At 46.7% G+C, this 23,127-nt stretch carries 22 protein-coding genes; 9 read left to right on the plus strand and 13 right to left on the minus strand.

What is annotated here, in order from left to right; genetic code table 11:
- Positions 1-3 precede the first annotated feature (3 nt).
- On the minus strand, positions 4-444 hold the full coding sequence (locus AC23N5_RS07870; protein ID WP_487755120.1) for a DinB family protein: 441 nt from the start codon (positions 442-444) through the stop codon (positions 4-6).
- A gap of 34 nt (positions 445-478) precedes the next feature.
- The gene (locus tag AC23N5_RS07875; protein ID WP_221225781.1) at positions 479-910 is read right to left on the minus strand and encodes a hypothetical protein; all 432 of its coding nucleotides are present in this window, start codon (positions 908-910) and stop codon (positions 479-481) included.
- 77 nt (positions 911-987) lie between these two features.
- Between AC23N5_RS07875 and AC23N5_RS07880 the strand changes: the two genes are divergently transcribed.
- Positions 988-1,671 (plus strand): hypothetical protein, encoded by a 684-nt coding sequence (locus AC23N5_RS07880; protein ID WP_487755121.1) that lies wholly within the window; start codon positions 988-990, stop codon positions 1,669-1,671.
- Between the two features lies 1 nt (position 1,672).
- On the opposite strand, the gene AC23N5_RS07885 is transcribed toward AC23N5_RS07880, so the two are convergent.
- The 7 genes from AC23N5_RS07885 to trhO all read right to left on the minus strand — a co-directional run bounded on the left by AC23N5_RS07885 (position 1,673) and on the right by trhO (position 7,897).
- Entirely contained in the window at positions 1,673-3,136 is a 1,464-nt protein-coding gene (locus tag AC23N5_RS07885) for a capsule assembly Wzi family protein (RefSeq protein ID WP_487755122.1), read from the minus strand.
- Between the two features lie 69 nt (positions 3,137-3,205).
- Positions 3,206-3,595 (minus strand): DUF1398 domain-containing protein, encoded by a 390-nt coding sequence (locus tag AC23N5_RS07890; RefSeq protein ID WP_487755123.1) that lies wholly within the window; start codon positions 3,593-3,595, stop codon positions 3,206-3,208.
- A gap of 107 nt (positions 3,596-3,702) precedes the next feature.
- Complete coding sequence (locus AC23N5_RS07895; RefSeq protein WP_487755124.1) at positions 3,703-4,467, minus strand: helix-turn-helix domain-containing protein; 765 nt, start codon at positions 4,465-4,467, stop codon at positions 3,703-3,705.
- A gap of 11 nt (positions 4,468-4,478) precedes the next feature.
- Positions 4,479-4,919 carry a hypothetical protein gene (locus AC23N5_RS07900; protein WP_487755125.1) on the minus strand — a complete coding sequence of 147 codons (441 nt, stop codon included), beginning with the start codon at positions 4,917-4,919 and terminating at the stop codon, positions 4,479-4,481.
- 100 nt (positions 4,920-5,019) lie between these two features.
- Positions 5,020-6,117: a helix-turn-helix domain-containing protein gene (locus tag AC23N5_RS07905; protein ID WP_487755126.1), complete on the minus strand. Its 1,098-nt coding sequence runs from the start codon at positions 6,115-6,117 to the stop codon at positions 5,020-5,022.
- Positions 6,118-6,141: 24 nt separating this feature from the next.
- Positions 6,142-6,486, minus strand: a complete 345-nt coding sequence (locus AC23N5_RS07910; protein WP_487755127.1) for a protein-tyrosine-phosphatase — start codon at positions 6,484-6,486, stop codon at positions 6,142-6,144.
- Between the two features lie 436 nt (positions 6,487-6,922).
- Complete coding sequence (gene trhO / locus AC23N5_RS07915; protein ID WP_487755128.1) at positions 6,923-7,897, minus strand: oxygen-dependent tRNA uridine(34) hydroxylase TrhO; 975 nt, start codon at positions 7,895-7,897, stop codon at positions 6,923-6,925.
- Positions 7,898-8,147: 250 nt separating this feature from the next.
- Between trhO and AC23N5_RS07920 the strand changes: the two genes are divergently transcribed.
- Complete coding sequence (locus tag AC23N5_RS07920; RefSeq protein WP_122931960.1) at positions 8,148-8,762, plus strand: deoxynucleoside kinase; 615 nt, start codon at positions 8,148-8,150, stop codon at positions 8,760-8,762.
- 134 nt (positions 8,763-8,896) lie between these two features.
- Here the strand turns inward: AC23N5_RS07920 and AC23N5_RS07925 are convergent, their stop codons facing one another.
- Positions 8,897-9,895 (minus strand): ribonucleoside-diphosphate reductase small subunit, encoded by a 999-nt coding sequence (locus AC23N5_RS07925; RefSeq protein WP_487755129.1) that lies wholly within the window; start codon positions 9,893-9,895, stop codon positions 8,897-8,899.
- Between the two features lie 255 nt (positions 9,896-10,150).
- Here AC23N5_RS07925 and AC23N5_RS07930 point away from each other — a divergent pair, with 255 nt between their 5' ends.
- The 5 genes from AC23N5_RS07930 (at position 10,151) to hutI (ending at position 16,541) form a co-directional block, all read left to right on the plus strand.
- On the plus strand, positions 10,151-11,260 hold the full coding sequence (locus AC23N5_RS07930) for a D-TA family PLP-dependent enzyme (protein WP_487755130.1): 1,110 nt from the start codon (positions 10,151-10,153) through the stop codon (positions 11,258-11,260).
- A gap of 384 nt (positions 11,261-11,644) precedes the next feature.
- Complete coding sequence (locus AC23N5_RS07935; RefSeq protein WP_487755131.1) at positions 11,645-12,121, plus strand: MarR family winged helix-turn-helix transcriptional regulator; 477 nt, start codon at positions 11,645-11,647, stop codon at positions 12,119-12,121.
- 22 nt (positions 12,122-12,143) lie between these two features.
- A complete protein-coding gene (gene hutH / locus AC23N5_RS07940) occupies positions 12,144-13,685 on the plus strand; it encodes a histidine ammonia-lyase (protein ID WP_487755132.1) in 1,542 nt (513 codons plus the stop codon).
- Complete coding sequence (gene hutU / locus AC23N5_RS07945; RefSeq protein WP_487755359.1) at positions 13,663-15,333, plus strand: urocanate hydratase; 1,671 nt, start codon at positions 13,663-13,665, stop codon at positions 15,331-15,333. Before hutH ends, hutU begins: the two co-directional genes overlap by 23 nt.
- A complete protein-coding gene (hutI, locus tag AC23N5_RS07950; RefSeq protein WP_487755133.1) occupies positions 15,330-16,541 on the plus strand; it encodes an imidazolonepropionase in 1,212 nt (403 codons plus the stop codon). The genes hutU and hutI overlap by 4 nt, the downstream gene beginning before the upstream one ends.
- 14 nt (positions 16,542-16,555) lie before the next feature.
- On the opposite strand, the gene AC23N5_RS07955 is transcribed toward hutI, so the two are convergent.
- The gene (locus AC23N5_RS07955; RefSeq protein WP_487755134.1) at positions 16,556-17,431 is read right to left on the minus strand and encodes an Rpn family recombination-promoting nuclease/putative transposase; all 876 of its coding nucleotides are present in this window, start codon (positions 17,429-17,431) and stop codon (positions 16,556-16,558) included.
- Positions 17,432-17,500: 69 nt separating this feature from the next.
- Between AC23N5_RS07955 and hutG the strand changes: the two genes are divergently transcribed.
- Positions 17,501-18,451 carry a formimidoylglutamase gene (gene hutG, locus AC23N5_RS07960; protein WP_487755135.1) on the plus strand — a complete coding sequence of 317 codons (951 nt, stop codon included), beginning with the start codon at positions 17,501-17,503 and terminating at the stop codon, positions 18,449-18,451.
- A 217-nt stretch (positions 18,452-18,668) separates the two neighbouring features.
- On the opposite strand, the gene AC23N5_RS07965 is transcribed toward hutG, so the two are convergent.
- Both AC23N5_RS07965 and AC23N5_RS07970 read right to left on the minus strand, forming a co-directional pair.
- Positions 18,669-21,083: a TonB-dependent receptor gene (locus AC23N5_RS07965; protein ID WP_487755136.1), complete on the minus strand. Its 2,415-nt coding sequence runs from the start codon at positions 21,081-21,083 to the stop codon at positions 18,669-18,671.
- Positions 21,084-21,290: 207 nt separating this feature from the next.
- Positions 21,291-21,764, minus strand: a complete 474-nt coding sequence (locus AC23N5_RS07970; RefSeq protein ID WP_487755137.1) for a DUF456 domain-containing protein — start codon at positions 21,762-21,764, stop codon at positions 21,291-21,293.
- A gap of 138 nt (positions 21,765-21,902) precedes the next feature.
- On the opposite strand from AC23N5_RS07970, the gene AC23N5_RS07975 reads away from it, so the two are divergent.
- Positions 21,903-23,114: a saccharopine dehydrogenase family protein gene (locus tag AC23N5_RS07975; RefSeq protein WP_183980540.1), complete on the plus strand. Its 1,212-nt coding sequence runs from the start codon at positions 21,903-21,905 to the stop codon at positions 23,112-23,114.
- Positions 23,115-23,127 lie beyond the last annotated feature (13 nt).

Raw genomic sequence — 23,127 nt, forward strand, 5'->3', positions numbered from 1 at the left:
TATCTAAGCCCCTTTGGACAACGTCAAAGCAATTTGCCCCGCATGGTGAGCGTTGTGAAAAAGTACGTGGGAAAAGATTCTCATGCGCGAAACCGTACCAAAAAAGGGTGTATCGATGGGGTCGTTCCAAGCCTCTTCAGGGGTTGAATTGATGCAATTTTGCAACATATCAAACCCTTTTTGGAGCAGTGCACGGCTTGCTTCTACATCATTGCCTTGGCCTTCGTCGGTGTGCCCCATGGTGGTGTTGGTCACTTCGCTAGGCATTCCTAAAAAATACCCAAACAGGTTCATGGTTTCGGCTACATGGCGATAAATAAACCCAACGGAAGCGGTTTGGGGGTTAAGACGTAAATGGGCATTTTCAAGCGTGATTTGCTGAAAGGCAAAACTGCACGTCAATTGATTTTGTAAAAGTAGGTCGGTCAGGAGTTGTTTAGGCATATACAGAAAGTTTATCTTACAAAGATAGCAATTCTTATACAAGCACCTGAAGGGTGGGCTGGATTAGGTACGTACGGGCTTCGAGCGAAAAAACTTCGTCGTTTTTATAAAAAAACAAGGCACGGTTGCGGTCGGCTAATTCGCTTTTTAAGAAGGTGTTACAAGTGTCTAGTAACGGCTGTTGGCGTCCAAATTCATTGAGAAACCCCTCTATCGTTTTGAGCCAAAACCACGTAAGCGTTTCATGATACCCTCGTTCAAAACCAATAGGTCCTCCTACGGAGTGATTAAATAAGATGATTCGTTGGCGAACAAGCAGCATGGCTTGGGTCAACGTATATTGGCGTAAGTACCATATTCCCATCGCTAAATGTGCTTCGTGGGTCCAAGCCTCAGCAGGGAGAGTGCATGAGTTAAACCGTTCAACGAGCTGTTCAATGGTGGTTTCGTCGTCAAATAATCGCATTTTTATGGCGGAAGGAAGGTGAATGAGTAACAAATGTAAAAAGGCTTCTTTCAAAATAAAATAAATCTACCTTCTTAATGAAAATCTCTGTGAACGAGCTACTTTTGTCAATAGGGTTTCTTTTGTTAAGCACGATGAGCTGGGCACAAACCCGTGTTTTAACCAACCAAAAAGGTGAAAAATACACAGAGTTTGAGTATAAAACTCCGAACCAATCAACCTCGAAAAACAAGTACAAAGGGAGTATTTTTTGGCAAGATTCGTTGGCAATGGGAACATTTTCGGTAGCAGGTGGTGAGACGTTGACCAAGCCCGTACTTCTCGACCTATTGCATCAATGTGTTATTGCGTACTTTGATGATAAGTCGGTGCCAGTCAATAATTCCGATGCAACGATTGGCACTACGTCGTTTCGTTGTATCAAGGGGCGTTTTTACCAAACCCTTTTTGATGGAAAAGTAAAGTTATTGGTTAATCCCGTTTGCAGCTTAAAAGAGTATCCCAAAGGCTACAAAGATGGGTTGTCAGTTGGGGTGGACAATGACTTTAGTGGAGAAATAGAACGCAAATTTGAGTATGCCCTGTTATTTTCAAATCAAAAATTGCGCCCTATTCAGTTGAGTACTTACTCAGCGACAGTGGCATTTCTGCGCGAATACGATGGTTTGGAGTATCACATCGCACAATTTGGTAAAAAAATCACCAACGAAAGCGATTTGATTGCTTTGTTGAAATTTTTAGAAGCGCGAGACGTGTTTTAGTCTAAAACAGTTTTTTCTTCACCGAAAACATCATCCCAAGGTTTTTGTCAAAGAGTTGACCATAATCAAACGCAATGGTTGCTTTGGTTTCGAATCCGTATTTTTTCCAAGGGAAGATAAACGTAGCTAGGTATGAAAATTGGTTCGCTTTGGCAAACACGTCCTTAAAGTATTCTGGGAAGTTGTGGCTGTACGAAATTCGAGTAGAGAAGCGTGTGACCTGCCCAATGGTGCCATCTAACCCTGCATGAAATAGTTCTACGCTATTGTTGGCCACATAGTAGCCCCTTGTCAATTTATTGACGTAAGCAGGGGCAATGAGTGCGGGGTTCATGTCAAAGTAGCGGGTAAAAAAGGGTGTCCCGATGATAAAATGGTTATAAGTCCAGTCGGTTGTATATTGGGCGTGCCTAAAATAAGGGTCGGGTTCGTACCTATTACGCAAATCAGGATTCATACTATTGCCTTTGTCAAGCGTAGTGAGGTATTCGAGAGTAACCTGAGCAATATGAAGTCCTCGTCCTGTGTTTGCTTTGGCGTTTTTGAGACGGAGCCCATACAACCCGTCGGGGAAATTTGTAAAAGCTAGACCTGATTTATCTTCATAGGGGTGTTGGTGGTACAATAATACGTCCCAATGGCTTTGTTTGTACGAAAAAGCAAGGTCAATAGAACCCAAATGATTACCAATTTGATTGAACGTTTCAAATTCGGAATAACTTGTACCCTCGGGAGATTTGGCAATGGTCAAATAAAGGTAGTCTTTGAAAGACGAAGGGTATTTGCCGTCGGTAAGGACTCCTTGTATGGGATGAACTGGCGTACCACCCCACTGTACATAGTGGAGCAACCCTAAGAAAAAGTTGACCTTCCAAGTGGGTTTTCCGATTCGACCGTGAAAACTTTTTTGATGTAAATAGTAATTACGAACGGAATCTTGGCGACCAAACCAACCGTGAGAAAATGTGGCATGAAAAGCCAATATGTCTTTGGTAAAAGGGACCGAGACAAACCCTCGTGTACCAATATGAACTTTGGGAATGGGCAGGGCATTGCCCGACCAAGCGTAAGAGCCAGAGGAAAGTAGGGTATCGCCCAACCCAAAAAATTCTTTGCGACGACCTACATAGGCTTCAAATTGGCGATGACGAAAGGTGGCAGATGCCACGGGTAAAATAACCGAAGAAGTACGCCCTACATTGGCTATAATTTCGCCTTGTAAGTGAAGCTGGGCTTTACGGGGTTTTGTTCCGATAAAAGCTTGGGCACCTGTTTTCACAAATACAAATGGATTGGAGAGGGGAACGCTCCCAAATTGGTTAGAACGAAGCCAAAACGGTGTGTGCTGTGAGGTAGCGGCCACTCCACCCGTTTCCACAAAAAAACGAGTGGAGTCTTCTTGGGCGTTTGATGTTAACCCAAAACAGAGGACAGAAAAGAGTGTACAGATAAAGCGATGATACATAAAACGACTGAGTTGAGGCAGGATGCTGGTGCAATCAAAGGCATAAATGTACAAAATTTTCAGCGGCTGCTACGAAGGTATCACTTCTACCAACACCTCATGCCCTGCTAAATCGTAGTAGGTACAGGTCATTTTATCCATGCAAATAGCCCATTTTTCGATGCCCGTGTCTGCGCACATGGTAATGAAGGTCATAAAATCCGTTTTGCCTTGCTGGTGTGCGACTAATTCGGCCTTAAAAAGGGGATAGTTGGGGGACGCTGCAATCGCCAAAGGGGCGTACTTGGCGGGCACGGTAGCGGTGTGTTGGTTGGCGCCGTGGTAGTCGATGTGGCCGTCCGAAACGTAGGCTTCGTAATGGGTAACGCCTAGTGCCTTAATCTCTTGAACATAAGCGGGGAAGTCGGCGCCTGATTTTACTTTGCCGTGGGCAGCTTGAATTTGTTCTGCGGTAAACATTGCTTCTTGGTGTTTAAAAGTTACAGATTCATAGGTAGTTATAACCCTATGATTACCCTGCAAAGGTGTGACAATGGGCGGGCCTGTGATTGTAAAAAATCGTTTTTCTACAAGAAGCGTTTGAAGTTTTCGGGCGTATCTCCCGTAAATTGTTTGAAGTCTTTGATGAAGTGGGCTTGGTCAAAAAATTGGTTTTCGTAACAAATATCGGTCAGCGATTTTTGTTGGTCAAACTGAGCTAAAACGGTATTAAAACGTACAATCGACGCAAATTTTTTTGGCGTCGTACCCACAACTTTTCGGAAGCGCTTCTCAAACGGACTGGCGCTGATAAACAGCCGTTCGTTGAGTTCTTTTACCCGAATGCTTCCTTTGCTCTCGTAAATCAGCCTAACCGCCTCCACAATAAGTTTATCGGTTTCGATGTCTTTGAGTTGGGAAAGAAAAAACTGCTCGACGACTCGGAGGCGTTGTTTGTCGGTAGTGGCCGCAGCCAATTTTTCCTCAACTTCGTGGATGGTATTTTTGTCAAAAATATGCTCCAACGACAGGCTCAAATTGAAAAGTTCGTGCGTGGGTTGGGAGGCAAAATGGGCAAAACCCGTCTCGGTAAAATAGACCAAAATAGTACCGATATGAGCGGAGTTTTTGAAAACTTTGTAGCTGTCGGACATCCCAGTAATCCCCGCCGAAGCAAGCGATTGGACGATGTCGTTTTGGTAAGAAGTAAGCTGACCTCGGTATTGAAATCCAATCACAAGCCCCGACGACGGAAAGACTTTATAATCGCTTTCTTGGTCGTTTTCCGACACCACAAAACACTTAATGTACGGCTGGAGTCGGGCGGTTGGGGCATGTGTGTCGAATTTCATGGGTTACTCGGCTACTTTTTTTCGTTTGAATGAATAAACGTTACCGCCTGTTTGGAAATCGGAATTTGCCAAAAATCTTTGGGGCGGCTTTCGTTCAAAAACAGGGGGCCGCTGGGGCGTAATGCTTTCAAAATAGGTCGAAAACGTTCTTCACTGAGCCTTACGGCGGTACTGTCGGCGTATTCGGTCATCAAAATATAGCGAAATGCTGCGGTCGAATCAGGAGTCGTTTTTAGCACTTTATACGACGTAATAATGCCTTGTTTCAGAGCCTCTACGCGGAAAACCTGCCAATTTTGACGAATAAAATACGCCACTTCGGCTTCTTTGCCGTTTTTGACTTCCACAAAATCCATGATCCAGACCGATTGGGCTTTGACCGAAGGACTTACTACTGCAAAGATAAAGGCAGCGACGATTGTTTTAAGCGAAAAATAAAGGGATGATTTCATGGGTGACTACTCTTGTTGGTGTTTAAAACTTGGTGATTTTTTGGCAAGAGTAGGGTTAAAAATCCCTGTAATCGTCAAAAATGGTAAGATTGGACAAGATTTAGCTGCTTTTTCGACGAAATTCGCTGGGACTTTGTCCCGTAAATTTTTTAAAAGCGTTGTAAAAAGAAGCCCTCGTCCCAAACCCAACATCGTACCCCACGGCTTCAATCGTTGTTTTGTAAAATTGCTCCGAGCACAGTAACTCTTGGGCGGCTTCAATGCGGAATTTATTGACAAAATCGTTGAAACTCATCCCTTCGCACTCGTTCACAAGTTGAGAAAGTTGGTTTTCGTTGATGCCCATTTTTTCTGCCACTTCTTTTAGACGCAGTTTTTCGTTCAAAAACAGTTTCTCGTCTCGCATCAAGCGGTGAAGTTCCTGTTGCAATTGGACTTTTTGAGCATCAGCGAGGTTAGACTTCGCATATTTCGGAAGCATTACTTGGTACGTAGGTAAGTCGGACTGGCTTAGGAGTTTGATGCAACCTGCCATCAAGAAAAGGGAGATGATTTGGTAGGAAAAATACTCGTACTGGGGATAGGGCAGGAGCCAAATCAGCGCCGACGAAAGCAGATAAAGGGCATAGCCTGCGAGCAACAGTAGTAACCAACGTCGGGTAGAAATGATTTTGGGTAAAGAGATTTGTGCGGAGATGGGTCGAAAACGCCACCATTCATAAACCGATAGAAAAAAATAGCCTACGGCCAATGACACGGTAATGCCCGCAAATGCCAAAAAGTTGGGGGCAGGGTCGGGGAGGGCTTGCTGGAAAACAAGCACTTTGTCGCGGGCGCTTAGGGCATAAAAAGGCAAGGTATAAACCAGCAACAGAAGCGTAGGAGCAAAGTGAAGCCACTGAATTTTTTGCCACCTTGCTTGTGGGCGAAACAAAAAGTAAAAATACAGGTAAAACGTGACGGGACGCAGTAGTCCGAGCGGGTGGTTGAGTTTTAGTAAATGAGGGGAATTTTCAAATAACTGATTGAAATACAGGTTTTTGAGAAATATGCTAATGAAGCAGTTAAGCAAAAAAGCGATGAGGAAATAGTTAGCGATGGACGATTGTTGTTTGTTTCTCAACCAAACGCCTATGGCGACCAAAAGCGCAATACCTCCCCCCATCAAAATACTAAAATCGCTTATGGTGAATTTCATTGGTTGACGTAAATGGCTGTTTGCCTAAATCGCATATACACGTTTTAGGGTGTCATTGATTCTGTCAGTTAGGATTTCTACAAGTTCTTCGTCCATGTACTCGTAATCGTTGGGAATGGCCAATACCTCGATGGTAGGAAGTTCTAAGTGCCTGTAAAGCTCCTTAATTTTTGATTTATGCTCGTATTCCATCACTAAAACTAAATCAGCCCAATGCAAATCATTTTCGGAGATTTTTCGGTTGCTTTTGGGGCTTAATCCTGCCGAACGGATGCGAATACGGTTGTCGTTCAAAAACAGATGTTCCGCGGTTTTACTCCGTTTCTTGTTTTTTCCACAGATAACCAGCACGTTAGGATTGTCAGTCATATTGTTAGTTTGGGTGTACGAATAAATGCAGGATTTGGTAGTAATCCTTTTAAAACACATAGAGAACATTAGAATATACACATAGTAAACATAGACCTTAGATTTTTGTACTATGTGAAAATACTATGTGGCCTATGTGTTTATCTTTATTCTATTACCCAAGTCGAATGGTTATCGCTGATTTCATTAAAGGTAAATGAGCCATGAGTAGTTGACATAAAACTTTGGATGTAGATATATCTTTTGCCTGTAAAAGCCTTCACTTCCTATAAATCATCTTGCCAACGCGTTTGATATGCTCAACGAAATCTAGATAGGTAAGTGCAGAGAAATTGACTAAATCGACTCGGTAGGGTAACGAACTTTCGGGCAACTTTTAAGTCGGAGACGTTAAGCTACCCCGTCCTGACAGAACGTCGAGACGGGGTAAACAAAATTAGGCTTCGGCCTTTTTGGTGGACTTTTTAAAGCTTTTGAGCCCTTGAAGTGGCGTGTAGTGGTCGCTTTTGCGCGGGTAATAGCCCGTGCCGTTGTAGGGGCGTTTGTTGGGCGCACACTTGCAGGCATCCGAGCAGGAGCCTTCCATTTTCCAGCCGCAATCTTCGCACATCGGTACGTGGATATTGCATTCGTTGTTGGCACAGTTGACCATGCGGTCGGAAGGCGTCCCACAAACGTAGCAAGTCGAAATCACTTTTGGATTGACTTGGTTGACGTCCACCGTGAGGCGGTTATCGAACACGTAACATTTTCCCTCAAAATCTTCCCCACCCGCTTCTAGGCCGTATTTGATGATGCCGCCGTGGAGCTGGTAAACGTTGTCAAAGCCTTGGTCGAGGAGGTAAGCACTGGCTTTTTCGCACTTGATGCCACCCGTACAATAAGTAACAATCTTTTTGCCTTGACCTTTGAGGTGCTCAATTTCGTGCATATGCTGCGGCAATTCGCGCAGGTTTTCCATGTCAAACGTAATTGCTCCTTTGAACTTCCCAACGCTATGCTCGTAATTAGAGCGCATGTCAATCACCACCAAATCAGGGTCTTCTTTGAGCAATTGTTTAAACTGGTCAGGTTCTAGGTGCACCCCCGTTTGTTTGAGTGGATCCACGGGCAAGTCAGAGTTGACAATCTCTTCTTTGAGGCGTACGTGCAGCTTTTGGAACGTATGATTTTCGTGGTATTCGATTTTGAAGTCGATACTCGCAAAACGTGGATCGGCTTTCACCCACTGCATGTAAGCTTCGCAGTCTTCGATGAGGCCCGATACCGTACCATTGAGCCCCTCAGGGGCGATGATGATGCGCCCGAGGAGGTTGTTGTTGACACAAAATTCGTGTTGCGCATCGCGATAGGCCTGTGGGTCTTCGATGGGCACGTATTGATAGTATAAAAGAACACTGTAAGGTTTCATTTGACTCATAATAAGAAGTACAACATAAAGCTGAGTTCTATTTTTTCTGTGGTATAGTTAGAAATTGAAAATCAGCAAATAACGTTCCTGCAAAATTACAAAAAACTTAGGAGCTGGCCGAGAAGTAAGGGCGTGAGTCAGAAAAAGTATAAAAGTCTGACTATATTCGCATACTTTTTATGAAAGTTTTCGTCTAAAAATCGATACCACCACTTAAAACTTTATCATAACGGTTTAACTCTACCCTATCATGCACATTGCAATTACTGGAAACATCGGAGCAGGTAAAACTACGCTCGCTCGCAAGCTCTCAGAACACTACAAGTGGGGAGTTTTGTACGAAGCCGTAGAAGGAAACCCCTACTTGGCCGATTTTTATGAAGACATGGCGCGTTGGTCGTTCAATCTTCAGGTGTTTTTCCTCAACAGTCGTTTTTCGCAAGCCCAAAAGATTCGCTCGATGCACTATCAGACGGTGATTCAAGACCGTACGATTTACGAAGATGCGTTTATTTTTGCGAAAAATTTGGCCGATTCTGGTTTGATGGAAACCCGTGATTATCAGAATTACTTGATGATGTACGAAACCATCACCAATGCCATCAAAGCCCCCGATATTATTGTGTATTTGAAAGCGGATTTGCCCAAACTTCGCCGTCAGATTCAGAAACGAGGACGGGAGTTTGAACAAACCATTAGTGACGAATATTTGCTCAATCTCAACGGATTGTACGAAAACTTCGCCGATACGTACATCGATGGTACGCTGTTGACCATCGACGTCAACGACCTTGATTTTGAAAATAACCCCGATGATTTCAACTACATCGTCACCGAAATGAACCGTACCTTAGGGTATCGGTAGGGTGTGTCGGTCGGGTTGTGAGCAACCCGACTCACGTGCTTTGGGTTGCTCACAACCCGACCAACGACAAACTCAGTAAACAAAAAAGGGAGCCTAGGCTCCCTTTTTTGTTGCAGTATCAGGTGGTTTTCAAACTAGAAATCAGCATCGAAGCTAAGGGTTTGAACATCACGCTCTTTGGTGGAATTTTTCACCCCAGGTTTTTGGTACTCACCCACTTTCTTCTCGAAAAAATTGGTTTTTCCTTGGAGCGAAATCATGTCCATGAAGTCAAACGGATTGGTAGAATTGTAGATTTTCTTCAATCCCAACGACACCAAAAGGTGGTCGGCCACAAATTCGATGTATTGATTCATCAAGTTCGCGTTCATCCCAATGAGCGAAACAGGCAAAGCGTCTGTAACAAACTCTTGCTCAATGGCTACGGCGTCGCGGATGATGCTGTAAATATCTTCTTCGGGCAATTTATTGACAATGTGGTCGGTATAAAGCAAGCAAGCAAAGTCGCGGTGCAAACCTTCGTCGCGCGAGATAAGTTCGTTTGAGAATGCCAATCCAGGCATCAAACCACGTTTTTTGAGCCAGAAAATTGAGCAAAACGAACCCGAGAAAAAGATACCTTCTACGGCTGCAAACGCAATAAGGCGTTCGGCAAACGAACCGTTAGAAATCCAACGCAATGCCCAGTCGGCTTTTTTCTGCACGCACGGAATCGTGTCAATGGCGCGGAGCATACGGTCTTTTTCGGCTGGGTCTTTGATATAGCTGTCGATGAGTAATGAATACGTTTCGGAGTGGATGTTTTCCATCGCAATTTGGAATCCATAAAAGCACTTAGCCTCAGCGTATTGTACTTCACTTAGGAAGTTGACGGCCAAGTTTTCATTAACGATACCATCGGATGCCGCAAAGAAAGCCAAAACGTGCGAAATGAAGTGTCTCTCGCCGTCGTTGAGGTTTTCCCAGTGTTGAAGGTCAGACGCAAGGTCAATCTCTTCGGCCACCCAAAACGTTGCCACGTGGTTTTTGTAAAACTGCCAAATATCGTGGTGTTTGATGGGGAAAAGCACAAAGCGGTGGGGGTCTTCAACCAACAGAGGTTCTACGGCGTTGGCGACTTCTAATTGTGACATAATATTGCTAGATGTTAAAGTTTATCGGGTATGTTAGCGAAACAAATTTACCAACTTTGACGGACTGTGTCATTGACGTAGCGCACCTCCTTTTCAAGTAAGTAAAAAAATACAACCACCGTAGTGGCTAACTTGTTTCATGTGAGATAGTTCCGAAAAGTAAATTCTTGATATTTTTATGCGACCTACGTATAAGCGTTTGGAAAGTCAGAACGAACCATCGTATTTTTGGACAATTCACCCAAATAAACCTTTATGTCTCCATGGTATAAGCTCCAAAATGAGGAGCAAGCAGATTCGCCGTCGTTGTTGATTTATAAAGAGCGAGTGGCAAGTAATATTCAAAAGATGATTGACATTGCGGGCAATGCTGAGCGTTTGTACCCGCACGTTAAAACCAATAAAATGCCTGAGGTGGTCAAAATGATGCTAGCCGCAGGGATTTCAAAATTTAAGTGTGCCACCATTGCCGAAGCCGAAATGGCTGCCATGGCAGGAGCGAAGTACGTGGTGGTTGCCCACCAACTGATGGGGCCGAAAGTAAAGCGCTTGTTAGCGTTTCGTCAACAGTATCCCGACGTTTTTGTAGGTTCGTTGATTGATAGTGTGTCGGTGGCCAAAGAACATAACGATGTCTTTGGCGCAAGTGGCTTGGTCAGTGATGTATTTTTAGATGTCAACAACGGCATGGATCGCTCGGGGCACGCCCTTGATGGCGATATTCTTGGTCTTTATCAATTGTTGCACCAACTTCCCAATATCAGCTGTCACGGTTTGCACATATATGATGGTCACTTGCGGACGCCCGATTTTGAGTCGCGTCGTCACGAAGTGGAAGACGGATTTGTGGATGTCCAACATTTTCTAGAAGCCATCGCAGAAGCAGGATTGCCGCGCCCCATCATTGTAGCGGGCGGAACGCCTACGTTTACCGTTCACGCACTTCACGCCGAAACGTATTGCAGTCCAGGTACTTGTGTACTGTGGGATTGGGGCTACGGCGATAAACTTCCCGAACAGCCGTTTGAGTACGCGGCACTGGTACTTACCCGCGTGATTTCAAAGCCAAAAGCAGGTTTTATTACCGTGGACATGGGGCACAAAGCCGTCGCGGCCGAAAACCCGATTGACAAACGGATTCGTTTTTTGAATCTTGAAAATTATGAACTTGTTGGACAAAGTGAAGAACACGGCGTTATCCGCGTAGAAAATTGGGACACTATCAACGTTGGCGATGTGTTGTACGGCGTGCCATTTCACGTTTGTCCTACGGTCAACCTCTACGACGAAGCTTACGTAGTAGAAAATCAATCGGTAGTGGATACGTGGCAGGTATTGGGGCGCAAACGTAGGATTACAGTGTAGTTTCACCTTCCCGAAAGTTCCAAAACTTTCGGGAAGGTAGCTGAGAATCTGCCAACACTATTGGCGTGCCAGCGGTTTCTCAAAACCGCTATTGTCAGATTTGAGAATCTGCCAACACTTAAAGGACTTCTTCTGCATTGGCGGAGAAGTCCTTTTGTTTTCAGGTTGAACGCATTAAAATCTAGAGTTGCTATTGATTGCTCCAGAGGAGCTACATCTTAGTAGAAAAATGAATCAAATCCCCCCAAATCCCCATTTTTCTACTAAGATTTAGCCTCGCTGAGGCTACTTTTTAATGCGTTTAACCTGTTTTGTTTTTTAGAAAAATGATTTATTTTCTAAAAATAATTGTAAATTATATAAGTGCTAATATATATTTGTACCATGAATTTTTACCAAAAACTCGGCGGGTTGATTTTGGGAAGTCGCCTGCGCCGACTCAGTGAGTATTTTTTGTCGGAAGTCAACAAGGTCTATGCCGAAAAGGGTATTCCCTTCGATGCCTCGTGGTTTTCGATGTTTTATTTGATTTCAAAAAACGAACACATTTCGCTCATCGACCTTGCCGAAGCCCTCGAAGTATCGCACTCAGCGATAAGCCAATTGGCGAAAAGCTTGGAACAAAAAGGATTGCTCGAAAGCTATCCCTCCGAACACGACGGACGTAAGCGCTTGATTCGTTTTACCGAGCAGGGGCGTCAATTGCAAGAGGCCGTAGAACCCGTGTGGGCGGAACTTGACCAAGCGATGCAGGAGTTGATGCACGAAAACAAAGCGAATACCGCCCTGCTGTCGTCGCTGTTGAGTGTCGAACAAAGTTTTGCCCAAAAATCACTGAGCCAACGACTGTTGAAGCAGTAAACCAGTACTTAAACTTTATCCTATGTTTTTCTACGGTAAAGATACCCTGACGGTAGGGAAAACCCTGCAACTCGCCGAAGGCAAACTCCAAGGAGTGCTTTGCGAGGAGGTCGTTCAAAAAATAGAAGCAAGCCATCAGTTTGTGAAAAACATCGTGGCGCAGCACGAAACCGTTTATGGCATCAATACGGGCTTTGGGCCGCTGTGCGATACGCCCATTTCGGAAGAACAAACCAAGACGCTTCAATACAATTTGCTCATCAGTCACAGTGTGGGGGTGGGTAACCCGATTTTGCCCGAAATCGCCAAAACCATGCTGATTTGTAAGGTTCATGCCTTGGCGCAGGGGTATTCGGGTATCAGTCTCCATACCCTTCGGCGCATCCTTTGGCACATCGAAAATGATGTAATCCCCGTCGTTCCTGAAAAGGGTTCGGTGGGTGCCTCGGGCGATTTGGCACCTTTGGCGCACCTTTTTTTACCCTTGATTGGTTTAGGATACGTGTATTGGAACGCGCAAAAAGTGCCCACGGCGCACGCCTTGGCGCATTTTGAGTTGGCGCCGATTGAGCTAGGCCCCAAAGAAGGGTTGGCGCTCATTAATGGTACGCAATTTATTTTGGCTCATGCCGTGCGTGGGGTGGCTCGCTTGCACCACTGCCTCGAAATGGCCGACCTCATCGGGGCGTTTTCGTTGGAAGCGCTAATGGGTTCGGTGAAGCCGTTCGATGCCCGTTTGCACCAGATTCGTCCGTTTCGGGGGAGTATGCTAGTGGCACAGCGCTTACGGCGACTGATAGATGGCTCAGAGGTGTTGGCATCGCATACTGACTGCGGTCGGGTGCAAGACCCTTATTCGTTGCGTTGTATGCCGCAGGTACACGGGGCTTCCCGCAATGCGTGGCTGCACCTGAAAGAATTAACCGAAATTGAACTTAATGCCGTGACCGACAACCCCGTGGTGCTGGGCGACCACGATACCATCAGCGGGGGGAATTTCCACGGACAGCCTTTGGCTTTGCCGCTCGACTACGCAACCTTGGCCGCTGCCGAAGTGGGTAATATCTCCGACCGCCGTTGTTATTTGATGCTCGAAGGGCGTTTTGGCCTGCCCAAACTACTGTTGAAAGAAACGGGTCTGAACTCTGGTTTTATGATTCCGCAGTACACAACGGCAGCGTTGGTGTCCGAAAACAAATCGCTCTGCTTCCCTGCTTCGGCCGATAGCATTCCTACGTCGCTGGGGCAAGAAGACCACGTGTCGATGGGCTCCATCAGTGGTCGAAAACTGAACCAAGTGATTGATAACCTGGAGTATATTTTGGCCATTGAGCTGCTCTATGCGTCCCAAGCGCTGGAGTTTCGCCGACCGCTTCAATCGAGTGCGGTGATGGAAAAACTCTTGGGCGAAATCCGAAAACACGTGCCGTTTGCGACCGAAGATAAAATTTTCTCCGACGATATTGCTACCCTTCATCAACTGCTACAAACTGACATTCTTCCGAATCTCGTGAGTGAAACCTGTAACCTCAATGAGCACTATGACGACTTCCGAATTTATTAAGACTTACGCCAATCACCCGCACTACAAAGCACCGAGAGGAACGCAACTGCACGCCAAATCGTGGCAAACGGAAGCGCCGTTGCGGATGTTACTCAACAACCTCGACGCCGAAGTGGCCGAAAATCCCGACGAATTGGTGGTCTATGGCGGCATCGGGCAAGCGGCTCGTAACCGTGAGTCATTGCAAAAAATCATCGAAATTTTGTTGGAATTGGACGAAGAACATTCGCTGTTGGTGCAGTCGGGAAAGCCCGTGGGCATCGTTCGTACGCATCCGCAAGCGCCCCGAGTGCTCATCGCTAACAGTAATTTGGTGCCTGCATGGTCCACGTGGGAGCATTTTAATGAGTTGAGGGCCAAAGGGTTGATGATGTACGGGCAAATGACGGCAGGGAGCTGGATTTACATTGGTACCCAAGGCATTTTGCAAGGAACGTACGAAACCTTTGTAGAATGTGGTCGTCAACATTTTGGAGGAGATTTACGGGGTAAATTGCTGGTAACGGGTGGTTTGGGCGGCATGGGTGGCGCACAGCCGTTGGCCGCAACGCTGGCGGGAGCCACGTTTTTGGGCGTGGATATTGACCCCACCCGCATTCAAAAACGCCTCGAAACGCGTTACATCGACCGCATGACGCACAGCTACGACGAGGCCGTCGGGTGGGTGCTGGAAGCCAAAGCCAAAGGCGAAAACGTGTCGGTGGGATTGGTGGGTGACATTGGCGATGTGCTGCATCAATTGTTGGAAGATAATATTATTCCCGAAATTTTGACCGACCAAACCTCCGCACACGACCCGCTGAACGGCTACGTTCCCCACGGAATGAGTTTGGGAGAAGCTCAACAACTCCGCCAAGAAAACCCTGCGGATTACCAACTGCGCTCCAAAAAAAGCATGGCTCGACACGTGGGTTTTATGCTCGAAATGCAAAAAAGAGGTTCGATTGTGTTTGATTACGGCAACAACCTGCGGGAATTTGCCCGTCAGGGAGGCGAACCCAATGCGTTTAACTTTCCTGGGTTTACGCCTGCGTACATACGGCAGTTGTTTTGCGAAGGCAAAGGGCCTTTTCGATGGGTGGCGCTGTCGGGTGACCCCGACGATATTCGGGTGACGGACGAAGCACTCATAGCCGCTTTTCCCGAAAACAAAGCCTTGATTCGATGGCTTACTGAAGCCCAAACCAAGATTGCGTTTCAGGGCTTGCCTGCTCGTATTTGTTGGCTGGGTATGGGCGAACGGGAAAAAGCGGGTTTGATTTTCAATGAGTTGGTGAAAACGGGCAAGGTGAAAGCCCCGATTGTGATTGGACGTGACCACCTCGACTGCGGCTCGGTGGCGTCGCCCAACCGTGAGACGGAGTCGATGCTTGATGGCTCCGATGCCGTATCGGACTGGACGCTACTCAACCTCATGTCCAATACCTCGGGCGGGGCAACGTGGGTATCGTTTCACCACGGAGGAGGCGTGGGTATGGGCTACTCCCAACACGCTGGCATGGTGGTGCTTGCCGACGGAACCGACCGTGCCGAAGCCTGCCTTCGACGGGTGTTGTACAACGACCCTGCCATGGGTGTGTTTAGGCATCACGATGCGGGTTACGAAAAAGCGAGCCACTGGGCCGATAAATTTGGGTTGAGACTATGAAACTAATCGGGCCATTTACGCAGGTAGTGACCTTGCAGGGTTTGCCCGAGAAGGGCGCCCTTAAAGACGAAGCGCTGGAGGTCATCAAACACGGCGGGGTGTTGCTCCACAACGGACGGATTCAGGCCGTGGGTGGGTTTGAGCCATTGGTAAAAGCGTACCCAGAGGCGACGGTGGAAGAAATCACTCAGCCGACGGTGCTGCTGCCAAGTTTTGTGGATTGCCACACGCATACCTGTTTTGCGGGAAGCCGTGCCAACGACTTTGCCGCCCGTAATGCGGGAAAAACTTACCTCGAAATTGCGGCAGCGGGCGGCGGGATTTGGAGCAGTGTAAGCCAAACCCGAGCCTGCGACGAACAAACCCTTTTTAAGCTGACCCTAGGGCGGGTAGAACGTTTTTTACAGCAGGGCATCAAGACGCTCGAAATCAAAAGCGGATACGGATTAGACCTTGAGAACGAGCTCAAAATGCTGCGGGTGATTGGGCGGGTACAACAGCGATTGGGAGCGAAGGCTCGCCTCGTGCCCACCTGCTTGGCGGCTCACATTAAGCCCAAAGACTTTGCAGGTTCGCAGGAAGCGTATTTAGCATGGATAACGGCAGAATTGCTGCCCCAAATCCGCACCGAGCAACTGAGTCAACGGGTGGATATTTTCGTCGAGCAATCGGCGTTTGGACTTGCCGAAAGCAGGCAGTTTTTGCAGAAAACCAAGGCGTTGGGCTTTGACCTGACGGTTCATGCCGACCAGTTTACGGCGGGAAGTTCGACCTTGGCCGTGGAGATGGGGGCTTTGTCGGCCGATCACTTGGAAGCGAGTACCGAAAAGGAGATTCATGCCTTGGCGCAGTCGGATACGGTGGCGGTGGTGTTGCCAGGGGCGTCGTTGGGCTTGGGTGAGCCTTTTGCTCCCGCCCGCAGGCTCTTAGATGCGGGGGCTTGCGTGGCCATTGCCTCCGATTTTAACCCAGGTTCTGCCCCAATGGGCGACTTGCTGACCCAAGCGGCTATTTTGGCTACCTACCAAAAACTAAGCACCGCCGAGGTACTGGCAGGGCTGACGTTCCGAGCCGCTAAGGCGTTGAAATTAAGGGAAGTTGGACGGGTTGAAGTGGGTTATACGGCTGATTTACAGGGCTATGCTTGCGCCGATTTTCGAGAAGTTCTTTACCAACAAGGGCGGCTGAAGCCGTATAGGGTGTGGTGATAGGAGAACAAAATTTACTTTTCAGCAATAGGATTTTGTTGAACTGAAACAACAAAATCTATCGTAACATCATTGTCTTCTGCAATTTCTTCGATTGTGAGCTTTCCTCTTTTCAAAGCTTTTAAAACATTATCTTTATTTTTTTGATTTATGACTTCTTTAATTCTCTTGTTTTCATTTTTAACAGCCAAAGCATTAGCTGAAAGTGTCATTTCGTAAGCTAATTTTTGTTCGGGAGTCATGTTACGCAAGTCAACTTCGGAGATAGCTTTTTTTAGCCATTCTTCACTCCAAAACTCAGGAAACTGCGAAGAATCGGTAATGTTGTGTAAGTTTTTCATCGTAAAAACCAGCTTATCTAAGTCATTTTTGACTTCATGTTCTTTTTTTGTGAATTTATCCAACTCCAAAGTTATAAACGTTAATTGATCATCAATGGTTTCGTTTTGAGCGTTACGTAATATCGCAATGTTATGATAGTCAGAAATTTGAGGGAATATTGTTTTTGCCAATATCCCGATACAATAAATCTTGGGTAAGTTTTCAAAGCGATACTCGCCTTTCTTTACAAGCGTATTAAACCGATGTAAAGCATAGAATTTCATTCGTTGAATAAACTCAGGATACTCACTTAATTGCATTTCCACGATGAAGTGTTGGTTATTTTCGTCAATGCAGGCAATATCATAAATCCCACTACGACTATCAACAGTAATAGCGGTCAATTCATTTTTGACAAAAGCTATTTCTTTGATAGCTAAAGGCGAATTTATTAGTGCTTGAAGTGCTTTTTTAAGAAAAGTAGTATCTGCTTCATTTCCGAATGTAGCTTTAAAGCCATAATCGGATAAGATTGAAATAAATCTACCGTTATCGTTTGCTATGTCCATATTACAAATCTAGTAAAAACTGCTGATTGTAAATAATCGTATCTTCATGTACCGCTAAAACCATACCCCATGCCTCACCCCCCTCAACCCAACCTCTGGCAAGGCCGCAACGACGGCGATGCCCCCGATTTGTGGCGCTGGCACCAAGTGGTGGAATGCACACCGCTGGCCGAACTCACCGCCCGTAAAGCCATTGCCATACTGGGCTTTGCCTGCGATGAAGGCGTGCGCCGCAACAAAGGCCGCTTAGGCGCGAGTGCTGCGCCGAGTGTGCTTCGTTCGGTTTGTGCCAATTTTCCAGCACATTCGTTGACCAAAGGAGCGCTGGTGGACGTGGGCGATTGCGTGTGCGAAGGCACGCAGCTCGAAGAAGCCCAAAGCGAACTGGCCGATGCCGTGGCGCAACTTGTTCAATTGGGCTACCAACCGATGGTGTTTGGAGGTGGCCATGAAGTGATGTACGGGCATTTTCGAGGTCTTCGGAAGGCGTTTCCCCGCCAAAGAATCGGAATCATCAATTTCGATGCGCATTTCGACATTCGTGAGCCTGACCCTGCGGTGGGGGCGAGTTCGGGGACGGGTTTTTGGCAATTGGCGCAGGAAGAAAGCGATTTTCACTACCTGGCTTTGGGGATTCAGACCAATAGCAATACCCAACGTTTGTTTGCTACCGCCAAGCACTACGGCGTAAAGCACCTCTTGGCCGACGATTTTTACCCCGAAAATCTCATGCTTATTCTGCACACGATTGCGACTTTCATGGCACGGGTTGACAAGGTCTATTTGACGATTTGCATGGACGTATTTGCGGCACCGTATGCGCCAGGGGTGAGTGCATTGGCGTACAATGGCTTGGTACCCGACCGTACCTTTCGGCAGGCATTGCAAGCCATCGTTTCGTCGCCCAAACTCGTGAGTGCCGACATCGCCGAGCTTAACCCCCGCCTCGACATCGACAACCGCACCGCCCGCTTGGCGGCTAGTTTGGTGTTTGAAATGGTAAATGCTGGGGTGAAGTAATTTTTATTATAATCAGCCAAATTAGGGTAAAAATGGGGTAACTTGGCTGGTTATAAATTTATAATCAGCCAAGTTTTATGAAAAAGAAAAATTCAAAGTGTTGATATACAGATGGTTTTCTGCTAATTATCTAGAAAACATAGATCACTCTGTGTTTATTCTAATGTGTTCTATGTGTTTTGAAATAAATGCAATAAACTTTACATTCATTTACCCCCTAAAACTCCACTCGGTAGTTCAAGACAGGAATGAGCGGTAACTGATACACCGTACGGATTTCGTTGAGGTTAGAATCAAAGAAATGGTTATAGACATTTTGGCGGTTGGTGGCATTCTGAAGATCGAGAGAAAGCGTACTGGTGAAGCCGTTTTTGTTGCGCTTCCAACTTACCCGTACATCCGACCGAAAATACGCATCCAATTTGTCTTGGTTGGTTTGGGCATCTATCCATACCGTTTGTCCTTGGCGGCGAGAAGCTGCAAGGTCGATGGGCGTGGTACGATAGCCACCCATGTAAGTGGTTTTGAGGTTGATACCCAGTACGTTATTTTTTCCTTGACCTAGTTGCCATTCTTTTCCCACCAACACATTCAAGGCACTTCCTGCGTCAAAACGCGTGCTGCGCCAAACTTCGTCGGAGCCTTGGTAGCGCGATTTGAAAATTGAGCCACTGACGAGGTAATAAAAGTTATTGTGTAAAAAACGCTCCAACGTAAGCTCAAATCCGTAGTTTTCGCCTCGTCCGTTGTTGGCCAACTGTTTGGAAATAAAGCCATCCGCAACGTTGAGAATAGAGATAGCATCACGCTGGTTGGCGCTGACAGGTACGCCGTACAGCGACTGGTAATAAGCCTCGGTTTTGAGGCGAGTGTGTTCGCTCAAAAGTCGGTCGTACGAAAAGACAAGGTGGTGAGCCTTGGTGAAATTAAGCGACTGGTTGGGGTAACGATTAGGAATATCATCAGCCGTTGGAGAATAAAAATACAAGGCGAGCGGATGCGTTTGGCTATGAAGTCCGTAGCCTACTGCCAACGATTGCCCCGTAGCCAAGTCCCATTTGACCGACGCCCGTGGTTCAATACTTTGGCGGTCGTTGAGGAATAAACGCAGGGTATGCACCCCAAGATTGGCCGTGAGTCGTTCGGTGAGTTTATAATTGGCTTGCGCAAAGACCTGAAGGGTAGCGGTTTGGCCTTTGGACGATACATAGCGTTCCCATTTCTTCGCTTCGGCATCCCACGCTTCTCGGAAAAAATCGTACGTTTGGTGACTCCAAATCGCCCCCGTACGGAGCGCAAGGCGGGCGCTGAACTTGTAATTGAGTGTACTTGATACCGATAATTTGTTGAGTTGATAGTGTTCGTCGTAGCGGGGTTCAAAAACGTAGTTATAGGTGTAGCGTTTTTGGGTAAACCCGTTTTCGTAGGCCGAATAAAGCACGACTGTTTTTAGTAACGCATTGGGACTGAAGTTAAGCGAGTGCGTTGCTCCCCAAGCTCCCGTATTGGACTTAAATTTTTCATCAAAACGCTTGTCGCCTTCGGTTTTCCAGAGCGTTGAATCGGCTTTGGCTACGCCCGTGCTGCTGCTCAATCCGCCAAAACCAAAGAGCGTAAATTTCCCCCATTTTTGGGTAGGAAGCGAAATGTTGTACGAAATATCCTGAAAACGCTGGGCAAAATCACCGACGGGAAGGCCAATTTTACTCAAAAGTTCGAGGGTAGAGTAGCGATAGTTGACCAAATAAGAACCTTTATACGTAGAAGAAAAAGGCCCCTCGGCAGCCACGTCTAGCCCTAACAATCCCGCCTGAACGGTGTATTCGCGCTTTTGATTGTTGCCTTTACGGAGCCTAAGGTCAAACACGCCCGAGAGCGCATTTCCGTATTCGGCGGAAAAAGCGCCCGTCATAAAGTCGGAGTTGGTCAATACCTGCGCGCTCAAAATCGAAATGCCCCCGCCCGAAGCGCCCAAGCTCGAAAAATGGTTGGGGTTGGGAATATCAATGCCCTCCATTCGCCACAGTAAGCCGTTGGGCGAGTTACCCCGAATGACAATATTATTACCCCCATCGTCGGCTGACATTACCCCCGCGTAAGCCGTCGCCATGCGTGCAGGGTCGTTGACAGCGGCGGCGTAGCGTTGAGTTTCTTCGACCGAAAACGTACGCGCACTTACGGTGGCCATGTCGTTGAGAGGCTTGTCTTTTTCAACGGTCGGTTTGACCGTAATTTCGGCTAACTGCGTGATGTCTTCTTCGAGGCCGATGGTTAAGACCAATTCTTTGCCCGCATTGACAGTGATATTGCTCATAACACTCTCTTTGTAGCCCATATACGTCACTTTCAACGTTTGACGGCCTATCGGCACGTTGGGTAAAGCAAAGTCGCCATCGGTGCTAGTGGTCGTACCTCGGAGTGGTTGGCTATTTACCAGTACAATGCTCGCCCCTGCAATGGGCGTTTGGAGGCTCTTATCTACCACTATTCCACGTATAGTTTGGGTAAGGGTTTGGGAATGAGTTATTTGTGGGGTGGAAAGTAAAAGGAAAATGATTGTGATGAAAACATACGAGTAACGCGAAAAAAGGTGATGGAAACGATTGTTTTTAAAACGGATGTAGCTTTGCATGGCTTTTGAGGATTGTGATTTTTTAACAAAAAGAATCCCGTCACCGAGCAAAAGCGGTGTTGTAAAAGGCGAGTACAATTTACTAGGCTACCCTACTGGGCGACGGGAGAAAGTTGACAGAGGTTTGTTTTCTTGGCTATTTGCTAAGATGACAACTCGCTACAGCAATCCCCCTACGCCAGTAGATCGAAAGTTTAAAAAAAATGCCTAGACCAAGGCCACAACGGCGTAAATAATCATGGCCAAACACAAAATTACTTTCATTACAATACCCGACAAAAAGCCTAAAAATGATCCAAAAGCAGCTTTTAAGGCTTTATCGAAGGCCATCCCGCCGATAAGTTCGCCCACAAGCGCCCCCAAAAAGGCACCTAAAAATATTCCTAAGGCAGGAATGACAAAAAAGCCAAGTAGCAGCCCCAACGTAGAGCCCCAAGTGCCGTATTGACTCCCGCCAAATTTTTTGATACCCCAAATTGGTACGTAATAATCCAGAACAGTGATGATGACTGTCACAAACCCAAAGGAGTACATTACCCATGAGCTCATGGTGGCGTAGCTGCAAAAATAAAGACACAACAATCCAACAAAACTTAATGGCGGCCCAGGGAGCGGAAGAACGGCACCCGCAAGCCCTACCAACAGCCCAGCAATGGCTAAAATGAGTAAAAGGATGTCCATGAAGTTAACTGTTTAAAAACTAACATTCAAATAACAGAAAAAACGCTTAGGCATCGTATCTTTGCCGACTAAATTTTGAGCTGGCGGAAGTTAAATGCTAACGAAAGCGGCTCAGTCACCAAATCTCTCACAACTAAAATGTCAAAAGTCTTAATCATAGGAGCAGGAGGAGTAGGGGGCGTGGTTGCGCACAAATGCGCAATGAATTCGCACGTTTTCACCGAAATCATGCTGGCAAGCCGTACCAAGTCGAAATGCGATAAAATTGCGGCTGACATCAAAGAAATGCACGGGGTAACGATCCAAACGGCCGCAGTAGATGCCGACATCGTGGCGGAGCTTGTGGTGCTTATCAAGTCGTTTCAGCCTAAAATGGTGATTAACGTGGCCTTGCCTTACCAAGACCTGACCATCATGGATGCGTGTTTGGAAACGGGGATTCACTACCTCGATACGGCCAACTACGAACCAAAAGACGTGGCAAAGTTTGAGTATAGCTGGCAGTGGGCGTACCAAGAGCGTTTCAAAGAGGCAGGCTTGATGGCATTATTGGGCTGTGGGTTTGACCCAGGCGTGACGCAGGTGTTTACGTCGTTTGCCAACAAGCACCAGTTTGATGAAATGCACTACCTCGACATCATCGACTGCAACGCTGGAAACCACGGAAAGGCATTTGCTACCAACTTCAACCCCGAAATCAACATTCGTGAGATTACGCAGCCAGGTCGTTACTGGGAAAATGGGGAGTGGGTGGAAATTCCTGCGATGAGCATTCACAAGCCGATTGATTACCCAGGCATTGGCCCCAAAGAAAGCTACGTGTTGTACCACGAAGAATTGGAGTCGTTGGTGAAAAATTTCCCAACGTTGAAACGCGCTCGTTTTTGGATGACGTTTGGGCAGGCGTATTTGACGCACTTAGAAGTACTTCAAAACGTGGGTATGACGAGCATTGCGCCGATTAAGTTTCAGGGCATGGACATTGTGCCGTTGGAGTTTTTGAAAGCGGTATTGCCTCCGCCAGATTCGTTGGGTGAAAACTACACAGGACAAACGTCGATTGGTTGCCAAATCAAAGGAATTAAAGACGGCCAAGATAAAACGTACTACGTGTGGAACAACTGCGACCACGCCGAGTGCTGGAAAGAAGTACGTGCGCAGGCGGTTAGCTACACTACAGGCGTACCAGCGATGATTGGTGCGATGTTGATGTTGACCAACGCCGATTGGATGAAAGCAGGGGTTTGGAACTGCGAAGAGTTAAATCCAGATCCATTCATGGACTTGCTCAATCAGCACGGTTTGCCGTGGCACGAGCAAATCAACCAGCCGTTACCGCACGAGTATTAGTCGATAAACGTGC

This window comes from Runella sp. R5_40 (assembly GCF_057652295.1).

Coding starts and splice junctions, on each gene's coding strand:
- AC23N5_RS07910 (WP_487755127.1), bottom strand. CDS start 6,486: ATGACTGACAATCCTAACGTGCTGGTTATCTGTGGAAAAAACAAGAAA.
- AC23N5_RS07955 (WP_487755134.1), bottom strand. CDS start 17,431: ATGGACATAGCAAACGATAACGGTAGATTTATTTCAATCTTATCCGAT.
- AC23N5_RS07880 (WP_487755121.1), top strand. CDS start 988: ATGAAAATCTCTGTGAACGAGCTACTTTTGTCAATAGGGTTTCTTTTG.
- AC23N5_RS07970 (WP_487755137.1), bottom strand. CDS start 21,764: ATGGACATCCTTTTACTCATTTTAGCCATTGCTGGGCTGTTGGTAGGG.
- trhO (WP_487755128.1), bottom strand. CDS start 7,897: ATGAAACCTTACAGTGTTCTTTTATACTATCAATACGTGCCCATCGAA.
- AC23N5_RS07895 (WP_487755124.1), bottom strand. CDS start 4,467: ATGAAATTCGACACACATGCCCCAACCGCCCGACTCCAGCCGTACATT.
- AC23N5_RS07875 (WP_221225781.1), bottom strand. CDS start 910: ATGCGATTATTTGACGACGAAACCACCATTGAACAGCTCGTTGAACGG.
- AC23N5_RS07900 (WP_487755125.1), bottom strand. CDS start 4,919: ATGAAATCATCCCTTTATTTTTCGCTTAAAACAATCGTCGCTGCCTTT.
- AC23N5_RS07925 (WP_487755129.1), bottom strand. CDS start 9,895: ATGTCACAATTAGAAGTCGCCAACGCCGTAGAACCTCTGTTGGTTGAA.
- AC23N5_RS07870 (WP_487755120.1), bottom strand. CDS start 444: ATGCCTAAACAACTCCTGACCGACCTACTTTTACAAAATCAATTGACG.
- AC23N5_RS07975 (WP_183980540.1), top strand. CDS start 21,903: ATGTCAAAAGTCTTAATCATAGGAGCAGGAGGAGTAGGGGGCGTGGTT.
- AC23N5_RS07890 (WP_487755123.1), bottom strand. CDS start 3,595: ATGTTTACCGCAGAACAAATTCAAGCTGCCCACGGCAAAGTAAAATCA.
- AC23N5_RS07935 (WP_487755131.1), top strand. CDS start 11,645: ATGAATTTTTACCAAAAACTCGGCGGGTTGATTTTGGGAAGTCGCCTG.
- hutG (WP_487755135.1), top strand. CDS start 17,501: ATGCCTCACCCCCCTCAACCCAACCTCTGGCAAGGCCGCAACGACGGC.
- AC23N5_RS07930 (WP_487755130.1), top strand. CDS start 10,151: ATGTCTCCATGGTATAAGCTCCAAAATGAGGAGCAAGCAGATTCGCCG.
- hutI (WP_487755133.1), top strand. CDS start 15,330: ATGAAACTAATCGGGCCATTTACGCAGGTAGTGACCTTGCAGGGTTTG.
- AC23N5_RS07920 (WP_122931960.1), top strand. CDS start 8,148: ATGCACATTGCAATTACTGGAAACATCGGAGCAGGTAAAACTACGCTC.
- AC23N5_RS07885 (WP_487755122.1), bottom strand. CDS start 3,136: ATGTATCATCGCTTTATCTGTACACTCTTTTCTGTCCTCTGTTTTGGG.
- hutH (WP_487755132.1), top strand. CDS start 12,144: ATGTTTTTCTACGGTAAAGATACCCTGACGGTAGGGAAAACCCTGCAA.
- hutU (WP_487755359.1), top strand. CDS start 13,663: ATGACGACTTCCGAATTTATTAAGACTTACGCCAATCACCCGCACTAC.
- AC23N5_RS07905 (WP_487755126.1), bottom strand. CDS start 6,117: ATGAAATTCACCATAAGCGATTTTAGTATTTTGATGGGGGGAGGTATT.
- AC23N5_RS07965 (WP_487755136.1), bottom strand. CDS start 21,083: ATGCAAAGCTACATCCGTTTTAAAAACAATCGTTTCCATCACCTTTTT.